Here is a 16,540-nt window from a genome sequence, read left to right as displayed (position 1 = left end):
CTCATCTCGGCTCGAAACCGCCGCTACGGTAATCTGCCAATAATGACACATTCAACACACACCGTTTTCGCGTCCGCCTGGTTCGCAACGTCCAAACCGCATTATTGCGCCGGAAAGGCTACCGCGGCAAACGGCGGTTTCGAGGCAAAAAGCAACAGCCACAAAACCGCAGCCATGTTCCATAATATTGATTATGCAATCTTCGAATGTAGCAGGGTGGATTCTATTTCGAAGTGCGACACGGTGCGCTGTATCCGAGGCTTGTTTCTGGCAGGTGGCAAACGGGCAATCTTTAGTCCGAGGAGTTATTGGGTTGGGCTTCAGCCGCCGGACGAATAATCGAACCACCAATCCCTGCCTAGGGACCGCTAGACGCTCCGCCTCCAGAGCCATCACCACCATCATTATTCTCGCCATCGTTATGATGGTGACGAGCGCGATACTTACTCCCTCCGGAACGGTCGCTCAATCTCTGTGAGCGTTCTGCCCGCTTGGTTTCTACCTTCCCGATAAACGGGTGAAGGTTCTTTTCGCGCCAAATTGGATTTAATCGATCATCATCAGCAAAAGCTTTGACTATGGTAAGAGCGTCTATGCCCGGATCAACATGGGCATTTCTACCGTACATGTCGCTGTTAACATAATGCAGAACGTCGAAGAGACAGCGCATCGCTTCCTTTACATCATTATCACGAAGGGCTTCTTCAATATAGGCTTTTACCACCAGGACTGCTGCATGAGCTTGTCGTGTTGCAACTTCGTCGCGGCGCATTGTTGCGGCGCTGAGCATGTTGCCAAGGCGGCTTTTTAGGCAAAGAACGGGATGCATTAAAGGGATTTCGATAGTCTGCCCTTTTTCCGTCTTCAAAAGTATGGTGGCAACACCTTTCTCAAATTCTTTCCGGTTTACTCCAATGATGTCATGCAGAAAGTCTATGACAACTGTTCGATCATTTACGCTTGCTTCCACGAGCGCGGTCGAATTGGAATTCATTGTGTCTTTGGATGGAAGGACAACCTTGCCATTGATCGCGGCAGCGAGCTTTTCTGCGGCTTTAACACCACCAAAATAATCAACATCTTTAGTCGTGAAGGGTTCGTACTGGGATAACTCAGGCTCAAATTGGACATAATATTCGGCCCAAAGCGAGGCCGCTTGACCGCCAACTAGAAATGCCTGATCGTCTACAGTGAGATTGGATACGATATAAATGACTTCGTCGGAACTCAGGAACTCATTATAGCCATTCATTCGATATGCATGCGTACCCTGCGTTGGCCGATACTCATTTGATCTGGCCTAAACGAAGAGAATAGTCCATTTTTCCTCAATAAATCAGAGGCTTGGACCTCACCTTTCACGAGTCGTGCGCAGTCGAGATCGCGGTCCCGCTGCTTGTCGCGACGACGTTCTTCTACATCAAAATATGCTCGTTCAGCGTACATTGCTAAAACCTAACACTCATATCCTCCCAAACTATATAGTGACTTAGTAAAAGATTCAATGAGAATGCGGCATCAACTAAAAGTGGGGAATGACCACCTCGACGCACCGTTCCAAATATTTACAGTACCTTACGCTCAATTCTCGCTCTTCGAAACCCAGTCGCATCGGGATTCCAGCCACAGATTGCAACTTTTCCTTGCAAGATCTTAACCACCAGCTCGCCTGCAGAGTGAGCGTGGACCCGGCACAGCGGTTTGTATCTCTGGCTGGAGAGGCGGTCATGAGCCGCATAGCCGCTCAACTATTCTATGGCTTTGCAGAAACGACTTCGTCGAAGACGTTCCGCCATTTCTTCCCCTCATCGAGGACGATTTTTGAATCGATCACGCTGAGCTTGAGATTCTCTGGCAAAGGAAACAGCGATATGTTTGTTGGAGTGAAGCCGCGCTTCGCCAAGATCGATTGAGCATCGGTTAGTTCGAACTCATAAAAAAGGAGCGCCGCATACGGATGGGTCGAGTGGCGTGAAACCCCGATGCCATTGACGCGAGCCGGAATGGGCGCAATGCCGAACCATTCTATCGGGGCGCCGTCCTGTTTCAGTTGCTGCGCCTTGTACTGGTAGACGGTCATCGACATAGGCACTTCGCCAGACGCTGTAAGATTGGTCAGCAAAGTATGACCTTTGCGTACTGAAAGGCCGTTGGTGGCGGCAAGTTTCTTGAAGAAATCGATCCCCTCGGCTTCCGAAGGAAAGGTCTTCACCACGGCGGCAAGCCAGTCGAAGTCCTCGGCCTCAATGCCCAGTTTGCCCTTGAACGCAGGGTTCAGGAAGTCGGTCCACGTCTTCGGTACATCGGCGGCCTGCACCAGATTGGTATTGTACGCGGACGTGATGACGTTGAGCCGCGTTCCGATCCAGCTTCGATGCTCAAAGAGGGCGGAGGGTAATATCTGGTTGAACGTCGGTGAGGAGACCGGCTGCAATATGTTCTCGCGCGTCAAGGCCTCGAGCTCCGGGCCATTGGTTTCGAGAATGTCGGCGGTGTAACGGCCCGCGCGGGTCTCCGCGACGCCGCGCTGAAGAACATCTTCCGAACTGCCGCGCCAGACTTCGACCTTTACACCGTATTTCTCGGTGAAAGCGCTTGTGAGCGCGGTCATGTCATCGACGGGCGCGGACGTGTAGATGGTCAGCGTGCCTTCCTGCTTCGCGCCGTCGATCAGTTTTTGCATGCGATCCGCACCGTCGTATGTGGCAAGCTCCGCGATGCTGGTCTGCGCGAGAACGGGCGTTGTGACCAGTATCGACGTGAGTAACGCTGCGGCGAAACCCGACAAGATCTGACGCCGAGATATCACCTGGCCTTCACAAGAATGCTTTTTCATGATTGTTCCTCCCTATTGGATTTCTGAGTCTTCTGTCGTGGGTGTCTACCTCGGCGGCAAATCCGCAAGCTCGGTCTCGTAGGCAGATTCCATTCGTGGCGACAGGCCGTTTTTAGCCAGCGATTCGGCAAACATCGTCCGCACCAATTCGCTCTCGTCGGCATAGTCGATCTGATCCCCGCCAAGACGCCGGCTGATCCATGCTTTTGGAACACCTTGCGCATTGCGTATGGAAACCACCTCGTGCTTGAACGCGAGATAGCGCGCCGGCGTCGTGCCGGTGTTGAAATGCTGATGGAACCACATGTTCGGCGGAACGATCAGCGTGCCCACCTCCCATTCGTAGCGCTTCGGTTCCTCGCCCTCCGGCCACATCAAGGAGTAGCCTTCACCACTGAGAATGATCACATACGCACCGGGACCATGGGCATGCCCCTTCTTGTAGGTCCCGACCGGAAACTGCGAAATGTGGCTGTTCATCGAGCCCTTCGCCATATTGAAGCGGATGTGACCGCCCCCGGCGCCGCGTTCCTTGGCACTGATCAATGGCAGGCTCACTGCATCCGCAACAAAGTTAGTTTCGAGCAGCAGACCCTTTTGCTCGCCCTTGTTGCTGAAATAATCCGGTTCGCCGGAGAAACGATTGGGAAAGTCATGCTTTGAATTGAAAACGAAATCGAGGTCTTCGTAGAGATTGATGATCGGAGGCGCATTCGTAACACCGATATAGCGCGCAGGCTGCTGACCCGAACCGTTGAAATGCTGGTGCAGCGTATTGAGAGGAATGGCAAAGAGCGAGCCCGCCTGCCACTCGAAGCTGATCTTCTTGCCGGCATCATTCCATACGGTGGTCGATCCACGGCCCTCAAGCACAAGAATCATTTCCTCGTAAAGCTGGCGATGCGGCGCAAGCGACTTACCCGCAGGGATTTCCATCACATAGCTGTCATTGGAGGTGCGCGATGCATCATGATTGACGAAGACGGCGTTGCCGCCTCGCCGCGCCCACGGTTTCAGGGGCACGGTCCTGAGATTTCGAACGTAGAGCGCCGGGATGATATCCAGCCCTTCATCCCTTATCCAGCGCGTGTAGGGCGTTTCCTTTTCGGTGGCGAACTTGTTTGCCATGTCCTCGGAGACGAGCGCGTCTTTCGCCATCTGGCTTTCCTTTCCTGGTGGTACTGCAGGTGTCTATCGGCTTTCTTTCGTTGCCACGTCCGTCCGCAATTCGGATGGCGTGCTGTGTGAATGGTCATGATGGTGATGATGATGATCGGAGCCATGATCGTGATGATCATCGTGGTGCGTCGCATGGGAATGCGAATGGACAGTATTGACCCTTTCGCGGTGATGCAGACGCTGCGGCTTGCCCGGGCTTGAGGCGCTTTCATTGAACACAAGAGATTTCACCGTCACGGGCACCGTCCTCGATGGGAGCCGGAGACGGCCAAGATCGACAAAATCAAAATCCCGCAGTGCCAGGCCATCCAGCACCAGTACTTCGCCCGGCACGCCAAGTTCCTCTTTGAGAATCGCGCCGAGCGTCATGGCAATGTCACCATCGAGCATCACAAACAACGGTTGACCGGCATCGATGAGTACACGAAGGCCCGTTTCGATAGCCTCCGCGAGGGCGCGGATGCGCGCATATTCGGGCGTACCGCCCCATTCGAAGGCGAGTGCAACATTGGGGCTGGCAGCAACTACCTCGAACATTTGAAGATGCCGTTGGATCATCTGCCCTATCCTGACTGCATCGATTTCTTTGGACAGATCGACGGGCGGGCGCAGGACCTGAAGGTTCCGCTGCGGCAGCAGAGTGCCGGGGTCCGACAAGAAACAGGTGTTACCGCTGAGCTGGATGCTGTATTCGGAAGCGCCAAGCGCCGTAGCGCGAATGCACTCGCCCGCCTCAACAAGCGGCCAGGGCATGGCGCCGTTGTCCAGCCGAAAACGCAAGGCTCCGCCAAGCCGGGAGCCGAGATCGCCGAAATCCCGCGATTCCCGGCCATAGACAAATTCACCAACTCCTCCAGAGAAAACAACCCCGTCCAGGTCGCCGAGTTCCGGCAGGCGATCCGTAAGAAAGAGATGAGCCACCTCCTCGCCCGGGTCCCGACTGACAATAGCTGCGATCAGCGTATCAGCCATGATGGACGCCACGCGATCGAGATCACCGACGTCGATCCGGTCACCCTCTGACCAATCGAAGCCTGCCCGCTGTGCGTGGTGCCGGCCCGCTGGATCGAGCCGTATGATCCGGCCGCCCTCATCCACGACCTGAAGACGACCACCGACGTGAAAGGCCGCCGTCGCCAAGATCCGGCCATGATCCACCAGCGCGAGCTTTGTCGTGCCGCCGCCAATGTCGATATTAAGGAGCCGCGTTCCCTGGTCGAAACTGCGCCGCGCGGCACCGGATCCATAGGCGGCGAGCATCGCTTCCATATGATGGCCGGCCGCAGCACAAACGAACTGGCCACCCTGTACTGCCAGAATCGAAGCGATCGCATTGGCATTCTCTCGGCGAAGCGCCTCCCCCGTTAGGATAACTGCGCCAGTGTCGATGGCATCTGGAGAAAGTTGCGCGGCGGCATAGGCGTCGTCGATAATTTCTCCCAGCGCCCGGGCATCGATCAGCGCTTCGCTTTCGTAGGGCGTAAACCGTACCGGGGATTGGTAGAGTGTTTCGCGCGAAACGATGATGTACCGGCTCGTCAAATCTTCGCCACTGCGTCGAAGATGAATCTTTGAAAAAATCACCTGGGTTCCGGACGAACCAATGTCGATACCCACACTTGCCAGAAAAACATTGTCCTGAACCCAGATGGGATTGCTCGAAAGCGGCTCGGGCGGACCGTAGTCATCGTGATCGTGATCGGCATCCGGCCCGTGTTCATGTGCAAGTGTGTCATCGTACAGGTGATCGTTCAGAGTGTGTCCGCCCTCAGCGCCTTGTTTGTCGCGGTCGATCATCGGTTCTCCTCCCAAAGCAACCCGGAAACACGTCGCTGATCACCCGCTTCCGCCGGCCAGTCACCACGCCTCCGCCGTACGCGAAAGCTTCCACCTTCGTTCCCGTGGATCGACTGCCCCAACGAACCCGCGAGCGGTTTCCTCGTCCTCTGGCTTGGCATGTGTTCCTCTATACGGAACGTCGGTCCACATCTAGAAACGTATTTTCGTTTTGAGGTTCTGTCAACGTCCTGAACGCTACTATCTATATTTTGGGGAAAGGTCGTCGTTCGCCGTCGCAGGGATGGCGTCGTCATTTTGGGAAATATGATTGAGGACGAATGGAGCTGACACCGTATGGCTGAGTATGTGGCAGCACTCTCGGATATGAGTTGGGCATACGCATATCACAGGCTTGGCGCGCGGAGTGACAACCACGTCTTTGAGGCGCGCCAATACTGATTGTTGCTTCGTGATGAGAACACCGCTCCCTTGCAAATCACCGATTGGGTATTCACACGGTAAGCCGCTTCTCCTCCTCAATGCGTTCGAACATTTTCAAGAATCGTACATCGCCTCGGATAGGGTTTAAATCAGAATCATTTTTGAACCACATAGTCTGATAGTACGAACTTTTGGGAAGGACGCTCTGCAGCAGTCGGATAGCTTTCTCGACCTCACCGATTATCGAGTACACGCAGGCAACGTTGTACTGCGCGACGACATCGTCCGGATCGATTGCCAATGCCCTGTCAGCCCAGTCTCGGGCTCGTTGATGGTCGCCAAGGTGCGCCCAAGCCAATGCACCACGATGGGCTGGCCCGGAGTTTTCCGGGTTTTTGGCCAGAGCCTGTTCCGCCCGCCATACACCAATGCGAGCCCAGCTTTCGGTTTCCGCCAACTTACCGAGAGAGCTATATGCACTCATTAAATGGATGGGCGAGAGATAATCATCAGGCTTCAACTCGGCAGCTTGTTTAAAATAGTGCACCGCAGACTCGAAGTTACCGCGCATGTAAAAGAAGCGAGCATAGTGGAAATTGGCTTCGTGAAGTCCCCGATCGATCGCGAGTGCTCGCTCGAAAGAGGCCGCGGCCTCTTCATCATGACCGGCCTGATGTAGAGCCAATCCCCGGGATGCGTGCGCTTCTGCTAAATTTGGATCCAGTTCGAGCGCTTTAGCGGCCATAGCTGAAATTCTTTCCAGCGGGAAGTCATCCGGTTGCCAGTCGCGCAATGCTGCCTCGCAGTCAGCAATGCCTGCGTAGGCCAGGGCATAGTCGGGATCCAATTCCACTGCCTTGCAGAACATGCGCCGCGCCAAATAAAGGTATGATTTGGTCCAGGCATGCGAAAACTGCCGTCCCCGTAAATAATAGGTATAAGCTTCGACATTCCCGGTTGGCTCAGTGTCGATTGCTTTTCTTTCTTCTGGCAAGAGCTTGATTTTTAGCTGGCTGACGATCGCGTGGGTTATTTCATCCTGTATGGCGAAAATGTCGGTCAGGTCCCGGTCATATCGTTCGGCCCACATGTGGCCACCATACAGCGCGTCGATAAGTTGCCCGGTTATCCGGACACGCTCTCCGACCTTGCGCACACTGCCTTCCAAAACATAACGGACGCCAAGATCCAGCCCGACCTGTTTAATCTTCACAGACCTGCCCTTGTAAGTGAACACAGTATTACGCGCCACGACGTGAAGGCTGGAAATCTTTGATAAATCCGTAATGATATCTTCAGTGATACCATCAGAAAAATACTCTTGTTCGGGATCGTGACTCATGTTGGTAAATGGCAAAACCGCTATGGTTTTTTGTAGCTGATCAAGCGGGCCAACTGTCGTCTGCGTGGTGGTTTCTATGCCGGATGGACTGCCAAAACCGATCGTATAAACACGGATATTTTGCTTGATGTTCTTAAGTGCATGTTCGCCTTTGTCTATGAACTTCAAATTTAACCGGGAGCCCACTTGATCGCGCACTGATGCTGCCACCGCAATACAACCGGCGTCGGCAATGCCTTCCAGACGGGCTGCAACGTTGACACCGTCTCCAAAAATATCACCGTCCTCGACGATTATGTCACCGAGATTAATTCCTATTCGCAAATCGATGCGGTGCTCCTTAGGCACGTTTTGGTTACGTTCTGCCATGCCACGCTGGATATCGGCGGCGCAGGCGACAGCGTTGATCACGCTGGCGAACTCAACCAGCATTCCATCTCCGGTCAGCTTAAAGGTTCGACCTTTATGGTCATTGATCAAAGGGTCAATCAGTTCACTGCGATGGCACTTGAACCTGTTCAGCGTACCTTCTTCATCAATGCCCATGAGATGACTGTAGCCCACGATGTCAGCAGCGAATATAGCGCTAAGCCGGCGTTCCAAATGACCCCCAAATTGTGATCTAAATGCAAGAACATCGGACTGTAACCGCTTCATCGCTTTAAGTCGCGTCCATCTTTCGATTGACGACAAGGAGTGACGATATCGATTCCGGCGTCCCATCCATCGCCGCATTCTTATGTTTAAATGCCAAGCGACTATTACACCGAGAGATCGACAACCTTGCGCTTCAGATCAGCGAGATAATAGGCGACTGACATTGGCGAGCCAGTCGCCTGTTCCAGCAACTCGCTTGGTGTTCGCGACCGCCCATATTGATGGATGTTTTCGGTCAGCCAGGCCTTCAAAGGCGCATAGTCGCCCCGGTTCAACCCCTCCTCTATCACGGGTATTGCCTTCGCGCTGGCGAAGAATTGCGAGGACATGATGTTGCCGATTGTATAAGTCGGGAAAGATCCCACCATGCCCGACGACCAATGCACGTCCTGAAGCACGCCAAGCGTATCACTTGGAACATCGAGGCCAAGATAGGACCGCATCTTGTCCCGCCAGATGGCCGGCAGATCGCTTACCCGGATTTCTCCGGCGATAAGCCCCGCTTCAATCTCAGAACGCAGCATGATGTGGAGATCATAGGTGAGTTCATCCGCCTCGACCCGAATCAGGCTGGGACGCGGTGCGTTGACGACCCGCCAGAAATCCTCGACCGAAACATCGGCGAGTTGTTCGGGAAAGAAGCTGCGCAGTTCGTCGAAATGAATCTCCCAGAAACGGCGAGAGCGGCCAACGCGATTTTCCCAAAGGCGCGACTGTGACTCGTGAGTGCCGAAGCTGCTGCCGCCCACAGCATAAAGGTTGATGAAGTCGGTTGTGAATGCTGAGCGGCTAAAGCGCTCCTCTACCCCTTGCTCATACATTCCGTGACCAGCTTCATGCCAGACCGCAAAAAGGCCGCCCGGAAGCCAGTCCTCCCGGAACCGGCCAGTGATACGGACATCGGCACTTGTGAAGGATATCTCGAACGGATGGACCGTATCGTCCAGACGTCCTCTGTTGAAATCGTAACCGAAACGCTCGGAAATCATGCTGGAAAATGCTCGCTGACGTTCAATCGGGTAAGTGCGATCGAGAATCTCCGTGCGCACGGGCCGCGCTTGTCGAGCGTCGGCCAGCAAGGGAACCAACGACTTCTGCAATTCCTCGTAGAGTTCGCGCAATTTCGCCCAGGTCATTTCCGGCTCGTAAGTCGAAACCAGCGCATCATAGGGATGCGCATCATAGCCAATCGCCGACGCGATCTCGCGCTGCATCTCCATGGTCAGTTCGAGCCACGGCGCGAAGCCGGCGAAATTATCGACGCTGCGCGCCTGTTTCCATGCCGCCTGTGCATTCGTCTTAAGCTCGGCGGCCGCCGAGACAAGTCTTGCCGGGATGCGCGACAGCACACCTATTGATGCCGCCGCCTGCTCGACGGCAGCGCGCTGCAAGGGATCGCCATCTGTATCGGCGCGTGCACTTTCAATTGCTTTCATCATCCGGTCGCCGGTCGCGATATCGCGGGCAAGACCGACGAGCGTCGCGATCTGCTTGCCGCGTGCATCGACACCTCCAGGCGGCATCATCGTGCGTGAATCCCAGGTCAACAGATTAACGGCGCACAGGATATCATTGACCTTGGCGATTTCGCTTTCGAAGATGGTAAAGCTCATCCGGGGTTCCTCGGGTTCGATTATGAGTAAGCGGCAATCAGACCGCGTCCGCCAGTGCCGATGGCATGGCGCCGAAATCGACCAGATGGCAGGCGGCACTGTGGGCGGGAGCCCGCTTGGTGAGTGCCGGCCTTTCGACGCGGCAGCGATCGAATACATGCGGACAACGGCTGGCGAACGGGCAACCGGGCGGAACATTCAGCGGGCTTGGCAGTTCACCGCGCGCCGCGACGACCCTTGATCGATGGGTCGGGTCAAGTTCGGGCGCCGCATCGAGCAGCGCTTTCGAATATGGGTGGCGCGGCGATGCAAACACGCCTTCGGACGGCCCTATTTCCATTATCTGTCCGAGATACATGACCGCGACGCGATGTGAGATATGGCGCACCAGCCGCAAATCATGGGCCACGAAAATCAGCGTGAGATGCAACTCCTCTTGCAGCCGCAACAGCAGATTGATGACCTGTGCCTGGACGGACACATCAAGTGCCGAGACGAGTTCATCCGCCACAATGACATCGGGTTCCACCGCGAGCGCGCGGGCGATGCCGATGCGTTGACGCTGACCTCCGGAAAACTCATGCGGATGGCGTGAAGCCGCGTCATGTGGCAGTCGCACCAGATCGAGAAGCTCGATAATGCGAGCCGGGATATCCCTCTTCGGCCGCATGCGGTGCACTGACAACGCTTCGTTCAGGACTTGGCTGACGGTCATTCGGGGATTGAGCGAGCCGTACGGGTCCTGGAAGATCATTTGCACCCGCTTGTTGAAGGCGCGGCGCTCGGCAGATCGCAAGGTCGAGATGTCCCTGCCCTCGAAGCGGATAGCGCCGCCGTCCGGATCCAGCAAACGCACCAGACACCGTGCCAAAGTGGATTTGCCGCAACCGGATTCGCCGACGATACCGAGCGTTTCACCGCGATGCACCTCGAAGCTGACATTGTTCAGCGCATGAACCGCCAATGGCGGCTCGCCGGCCAGGCGCCGCATCAGCGAATACGAGACACCGAATTGCTTGGAAACTCCGTCGACGGAGATGATTGGGACGGCACTCAAAGGATCGCCTCCGCAGCCGCTACACGATCATGATGGAAACACGCGACCTTTCGGTCCGCACCAAGCGATTGGAGCGGCGGCCGCTCCTGTCTGCATATATCGGTTGCAAAGCTGCAACGCGGGTGGAATGCGCATCCTGCCGGAAGATCCGTCAGGCCCGGCGGCGTCCCCTCGATCGATGAAAGCATGGTTCGGACGGCGCCAGCACGCGGCACAGACCCGAGCAAGCCGCGCGTGTAGGGATGGCGAGGCTGTCGGAACACATCGATCACCGTTCCCATCTCGACGATGCGCCCGGCATACATCACCGCCATGCGATCGCACGTCCCGGCAATGACACCGAGATCGTGGGTAACGAGCACGACACTCATCGCCAGTCTGTCGCGCAGGTCGAGTAACAATTTGAGGATCTGATCCTGGATTGTGACGTCGAGAGCAGTTGTGGGTTCGTCGGCGAGAAGCAGCTTTGGTGAACAGGCCAGCGCGATGGCGATCATGGCGCGCTGACGCATACCACCGGAAAACTGGTGCGGATATTCATTGAGCCGCCGTTCCGCCGCCGGTATGCCGACGATATTCATCAACTCCAATGCCCTCGCCCGTCGTTCGCGCGCATTTAGCCGCGTATGCGCCACAAGGTTTTCCTCAAGTTGCAGCCCGACAGGCAGCACGGGATTGAGGGCGGTCATCGGCTCCTGAAAAATCATCGCAATTTCACTGCCGCGGATACGCCGGAGCTCTTCGGCCGGCATGGCAACCAGATCGCGTCCCCCCCATTCAACCTTGCCCGTGACATGACCTGGCGTCTGGATGAGGCCCATGATCGAGCGCAGGGTCACGCTTTTGCCCGAACCGGATTCACCGACCAGCCCAACCATTTCTCCGGGGCCAACATCAAGATCGACGTCAGCGACGGCGAGCGCCATGCCGCGAGGCGTGTCGAAAAGCGTTGTCAAACCACGAACGGTCAGGCCAAGACCAGTGCCGATTCCCGCACTCATCGGCGTACCCTCATAAGCTGTGCCAGCCCGTCGCCGAGGAGACTGAAACCGAGACCGGTGATGACAATGGCAATGCCGGGAAAGACAGAAATCCACCACGCGGTGCTCATGAAATTCTTGCCATCGGCGATCTGCACGCCCCATTCGGCAGCGGGCGGTTGGGCGCCAAGCCCGAGGTACCCAAGACTTGATCCCAAAAGGATCGCCAGCGCCATATCCGTCATCCAATAGACTATCGCGGGTGTGATTGCATTGGGCAGGAGATGGCGAAAGACAATCCGCATCGGCGTATACCCCATGACCCGTCCAGCATCGGCATAGTCGAGACGTTTCTGTACCTTGACCTCGGCTGCGACGAGACGGGCATAGAATACCCAGCCGACAATTCCGACAGCAACGTACATGTTGCCGAGGCCAGGCCCCAGAACCGAGACGATCGCGATCACCAGAACTAGAAACGGGAATGTGATGACAGCATCGACGACGCGTCCAAAAATAGCTTCCGCCAACCCGCCCGCATAGCCGACATAGGCTCCTACTATCGTTCCGAAGATGAACGGCCCGACTGTAGCGAACACGGCGATCTGCATATCGATCGTATAGGCATGGATCACACGGGACAGGACATCGCGGCCAAAACTGTCGGTTCCGAACGGATGCGCCAATGTCGGCCCCTTCAGCAGGGCTTTATAGTCAAACGCAATGGGATCATACGGAGCAAACAGCGCGGGAAAGAATGCGATAAGCAAACTCACACCAATGATTATCGCGCCGGAAATCAACGTACGTGGCAATGCAAGCCGCCGGAATCTTGGGTACAGCCCAATTTTCTCAACAGCGACGCTCATCGGGCAACCCGAGGGTCAAGCCAGGCTTGAAAAATGTCGGTTGCCAGAAATGTCAGCGATACCAGAACCGCGAGCGCAATCGTCAATCCTTGCAGCACAGGGTAATCGCGGCCGTAAATACTGTCGATCATGAGACGGCCGGCGCCAGGCACGGCAAAAACCGTCTCGGTAATGACCGCGCCACCAAAGAGCGTACCGATCTGCAGCCCAAACAAAGTGACCGTCGATATCAGAGCGTTGCGCAGCACGTGTCTGGTCATGATAATGCGGGGTCGCAGCCCTTTGGCCCGGGCGAAATCGACATATTCAGCGTTGATGACGCCTATGATCGAGGACCGTAAATTGCGCATCAATACGGCAGAAAAGCTGAACGCCAGTGTCAAAGCCGGCAGGAACAGGTGATAGAGCCTGTCGGCAAACGTGTCGCCATAGCCACCGACCGGGAACCACTTTAGCGTTGCGCCGAAGACGGTCAACATCAGGATACCAACGTAAAACACAGGCATCGACAATCCGACCTGGAATGTGCCTCGAATGACCGCGTCGGCGGTCTGTTCCCGCTTCAGTGCGGCAAGGAACGCCAGTGGCACGGCCAGAATGAGGGCCAGCAGCGCTGCCATCAAGGTCAGCATCAATGTCACCGGCAAGCGTTGCATGATGATGGTCGTCACAGGCAGCTTCAGCGCGATTGACGTGCCGAGATCGCCGGTGAAGACATTCTTTACGAAATACAGGAATTGAACGGGGATCGGCTTGTCCAACCCAAGGCTGGCATTGATGCGCTCAACATCAGCATCGATCGCACGATCGCCGAGCATGGCGCTTGCGGGATCACCAGGCAGAAGCCTCACAAGGACGAAGGTGACGACGAGGATAAATACCACCGTCGGGATCATTTGAAGAATGCGACGCAGAACGAAACTGAAAAGTGGCAATGAGCCGCTCCCGATGTTTTGCATTAGTATCCAGAGTGAGCGCGGGTGACATGTCAACCACCCGCGATATGCACCTGAACTCCAGTTACTTATCCAGCCAAGCGCGACCGAAGAAATTGTTGCCAAGCGGTATCTGCAGGAAGCCATGTACCTTCTTGCTCAGCGCCACGGGATAGGGTGTCTCGTAGAGCGGCACGATCGGTCCTTCAGCGTTATAGATCTCCTGGATGCGAGCGTATTGAGCCGCGCGCTTGGTAGCATCGATCTCTTTCTGCGACGCATCGAAGAGCTTGTCCGCTTCCTCGTTTTTCCAACCCGTGTGCAAAGCATCGATGGTCGGCGAATAGACGAAATACGATGTGATCTCGTTCGGATCCGCAATATCGTCGGTCCATGCAGCCTCACGCATTGTGAAAACGCCATCGCGATATTGCTGGGTACGGGTGGCATTGTCCACCTGCTGCAACTCAAGTTTGATGCCCAGCTCCGCCCACATCTGCTGTAGCGCAGTCGCAATGCCGATTTCGTCCTGATTACCCGCAAGGACGAGGATGCTCGTATCGAAACCCTTTTCGAATCCGGCCTCCTTCATCAGGCTCTTCGCCTTTTCGATATCATAGGCATAGAGTGGCTTGTCGCCCGTATGCATCGGCGTGGCCGAAGACATGTAAGACGTCAGAGGCTTGCCGACGCCGTGCGTTACGATCGCAATGATTGCGTCCTTGTTGACGGCATAGTTCATTGCCTGACGCACTTTTGGATTGGATAGCGGATTGTCCTTACCCTTGATCTGCGGCCGTGCATTCATGGTGACATACTGCACGCGGGTCGAAGGGAACAGCTCCATATTGAGGTTGCCGGCGGACTTCAATTCTTCGACGCGCGAATAGGGAATGAATTCCGCCCCGTCGATCTCGCCAGAATTCAGCTTCAAAATGCGCGTGGCGTCATCCGGCAGGACTTCGAAGGTAACACCGTCAAGATAAGGCAAAGGCTTACCGTCTTCCCCCTTGCCCCAGTAGTGCTCGTTGCGAACGAGCTTCATGGTTGATCCACGATCCCAGGATTGGAGCACGAATGGGCCGGAACTGACCGGATGCTCGGCAAATACCTTTGCTTTGTCCGCGTCGGTGGCACCGGCAGCCGCCTCGAATACCTTCTGAGGCAAGATCGCGGTGTTGAACACGGTCAACGCAGCAAGAATGGCCGGGTCTGGATGCTTCAACTTGAGGACGACCGTTTTGTCGCCTTCCGTCGTTACATCGTCGATGGAACTTACGAGGAAGTTCCAAATGCCGTTGTCCTTGTTGGCGGCACGCTTCAGCGACCAGGCCACGTCGGCCGGCGTGATGGGCGAGCCGTCGGAAAATTGGATGCCGTCACGCAATGTGAGATTGACGCTCATCCCGTCGTCGGAAACCTTCCATTCGGTGGCGAGTCCAGCCTGAACCCCTTTGCCATCATCTGTGGGAAGGAGTAGCGTGTCGTAGAGGTTGGACAGGATCCAGATGTCGACGTTGGCGTCGTTGAGCACCGGATCAAGAAAGAGGCTGTCGGCGTAACGCCCATAGGTCATGACACCACCCCTTTCCACCGCGACGGCGGAAAGGCTCGTACCGACGAGCAATACGGCGGCAAGAGCCGCCTTGGCGATCTTTTTCATTCGTATTCCCCTTTGTTGTGAACTACCTAAGTGTTCTTATTGGGTATAACGATTTCACTTACCTCCGGCGCTGTCAACAGTTTATAATTTGGTGGCTTGGCTCGCTCTGGCCTTGCGATTAGGACGCAGCCGGTATAATCGTAATAGTCTACTAGAACAGCCAAAGACTGGGTTCATGGAATTCTTCATCGACCGCGATTTGCCGGTTCCGCTCCGAACACAACTCCATGGGCTCATAGAGTACGGCATCGCCTGTGGGGAATTGCTTCCGGGCGAAGCTCTTCCTTCCGTGCGCGAGCTTGCGGAGAAGATCGGCGTGGCGCCGATGACGGTCAGCCAGGTTTATGCTGATTTGAAAGCCGAAGGATTGATCGACGCACGTCCAGGTTCAGGTACATTTGTCAGCGACAGTTTGCAGGCACGGCTTGCCGGCCGTTCGGACCAGACGAATTTGCATCGTCACATCGATGCGTTGATCGAGCAGAGCCGCGCCCTTGGCATCCGCTCCGCCGAATTTGTCTCATTGGTCAGCTCAAGAGTCTTCTACCGCGAAAGCCTTGGCCAGCGCATGCGGATCGTCATGATCGGGCTATTTCCGGAAGCGACCGCCAGTTATGCGCGTTTCATCGCTGCCCGTCTCGGAAAAGGCGTAGCAGTGGAACCCTTGACGATCTCGGCAATCGAGCGTGACCCGGCAACGAGGGCGCGGGCAAATTCGGCCGACCTTGCGATAACCTTTGCCAACAGGCACCGGGAAGTGGCAGCCCTCGTGCCGAACACCAAGGTGGTCACCATCAGTTTCACCCCATCCGAAGAGACGCGAATGGCATTGGCCTCGCTGGATTCGCTGGCTTCGATCGCTGTTGTCTCGCGGTTCCCCGACTTCCTGCCGATCATGAAAGCGGGCGTTCAAAGGTTTGCGCCGCATGTCCGCGAGATTGCGGGAGCGACGCTGGAAACCGCGGGGCTCGACGAAAATATCGCGCATGCCAGCGTTATCATCTTCGCGTCAGGTGCCGAGGAGGTCACAAGCCGACTGCGCCCCGGTGCCCAAGCGATTGAATACCGCCACGCTCCTGACGTAGCCGATATTGAGAAAGTGATCTTGCCCATCATTCGGGCAGCAGGCGGACTTCCGCCACCCGCATCTGAAAATGCGTTGCGCATGGCCAGCATGGACAAATAAAGA

Annotated in this window: 12 protein-coding genes; 1 reads left to right on the top strand and 11 read right to left on the bottom strand. The window is 55.8% G+C overall.

Annotated features, from left to right (window positions below; genetic code table 11):
- Window positions 1-358: 358 nt before the first annotated feature.
- The 11 genes from FHS21_RS13415 to FHS21_RS13365 all read right to left on the bottom strand — a co-directional run bounded on the left by FHS21_RS13415 (window position 359) and on the right by FHS21_RS13365 (window position 15,351).
- Window positions 359-1,252: a hypothetical protein gene (locus tag FHS21_RS13415; RefSeq protein ID WP_183662230.1), complete on the bottom strand. Its 894-nt coding sequence runs from the start codon at window positions 1,250-1,252 to the stop codon at window positions 359-361.
- A 501-nt stretch (window positions 1,253-1,753) separates the two neighbouring features.
- Window positions 1,754-2,836, bottom strand: coding sequence for an ABC transporter substrate-binding protein (locus FHS21_RS13410; protein ID WP_112531827.1), 1,083 nt, complete (start codon window positions 2,834-2,836; stop codon window positions 1,754-1,756).
- Window positions 2,837-2,881: 45 nt separating this feature from the next.
- Window positions 2,882-3,994, bottom strand: coding sequence for a cupin domain-containing protein (locus FHS21_RS13405; protein ID WP_112531828.1), 1,113 nt, complete (start codon window positions 3,992-3,994; stop codon window positions 2,882-2,884).
- 33 nt (window positions 3,995-4,027) lie between these two features.
- Window positions 4,028-5,812 (bottom strand): ethanolamine ammonia-lyase reactivating factor EutA, encoded by a 1,785-nt coding sequence (locus FHS21_RS13400; RefSeq protein WP_112531829.1) that lies wholly within the window; start codon window positions 5,810-5,812, stop codon window positions 4,028-4,030.
- Window positions 5,813-6,305: 493 nt separating this feature from the next.
- On the bottom strand, window positions 6,306-8,180 hold the full coding sequence (locus FHS21_RS13395; RefSeq protein WP_112531842.1) for a TPR end-of-group domain-containing protein: 1,875 nt from the start codon (window positions 8,178-8,180) through the stop codon (window positions 6,306-6,308).
- A gap of 158 nt (window positions 8,181-8,338) precedes the next feature.
- Entirely contained in the window at window positions 8,339-9,847 is a 1,509-nt protein-coding gene (locus tag FHS21_RS13390; protein WP_183662228.1) for a carboxypeptidase M32, read from the bottom strand.
- Between the two features lie 37 nt (window positions 9,848-9,884).
- Entirely contained in the window at window positions 9,885-10,904 is a 1,020-nt protein-coding gene (locus FHS21_RS13385; RefSeq protein WP_246411014.1) for an ABC transporter ATP-binding protein, read from the bottom strand.
- Window positions 10,901-11,905 carry an ABC transporter ATP-binding protein gene (locus FHS21_RS13380; RefSeq protein ID WP_183662226.1) on the bottom strand — a complete coding sequence of 335 codons (1,005 nt, stop codon included), beginning with the start codon at window positions 11,903-11,905 and terminating at the stop codon, window positions 10,901-10,903. Before FHS21_RS13380 ends, FHS21_RS13385 begins: the two co-directional genes overlap by 4 nt.
- A complete protein-coding gene (locus FHS21_RS13375) occupies window positions 11,902-12,753 on the bottom strand; it encodes an ABC transporter permease (protein ID WP_112531832.1) in 852 nt (283 codons plus the stop codon). The genes FHS21_RS13380 and FHS21_RS13375 overlap by 4 nt, the downstream gene beginning before the upstream one ends.
- The gene (locus FHS21_RS13370; RefSeq protein WP_112531844.1) at window positions 12,750-13,688 is read right to left on the bottom strand and encodes an ABC transporter permease; all 939 of its coding nucleotides are present in this window, start codon (window positions 13,686-13,688) and stop codon (window positions 12,750-12,752) included. The genes FHS21_RS13375 and FHS21_RS13370 overlap by 4 nt, the downstream gene beginning before the upstream one ends.
- A gap of 85 nt (window positions 13,689-13,773) precedes the next feature.
- On the bottom strand, window positions 13,774-15,351 hold the full coding sequence (locus tag FHS21_RS13365) for an ABC transporter substrate-binding protein (protein ID WP_112531833.1): 1,578 nt from the start codon (window positions 15,349-15,351) through the stop codon (window positions 13,774-13,776).
- Window positions 15,352-15,526: 175 nt separating this feature from the next.
- Here FHS21_RS13365 and FHS21_RS13360 point away from each other — a divergent pair, with 175 nt between their 5' ends.
- Window positions 15,527-16,537: a GntR family transcriptional regulator gene (locus tag FHS21_RS13360; protein ID WP_183662223.1), complete on the top strand. Its 1,011-nt coding sequence runs from the start codon at window positions 15,527-15,529 to the stop codon at window positions 16,535-16,537.
- Window positions 16,538-16,540: the final 3 nt, after the last annotated feature.

Origin of the sequence: Phyllobacterium trifolii, from assembly GCF_014192095.1 — a bacterium.
GTDB classification, from domain to species: Bacteria; Pseudomonadota; Alphaproteobacteria; order Rhizobiales; family Rhizobiaceae; genus Phyllobacterium; species Phyllobacterium trifolii.
The sequence above is the reverse complement of the archived record's forward strand: the minus strand, read 5'-3'. Positions and strand labels throughout refer to the sequence as shown.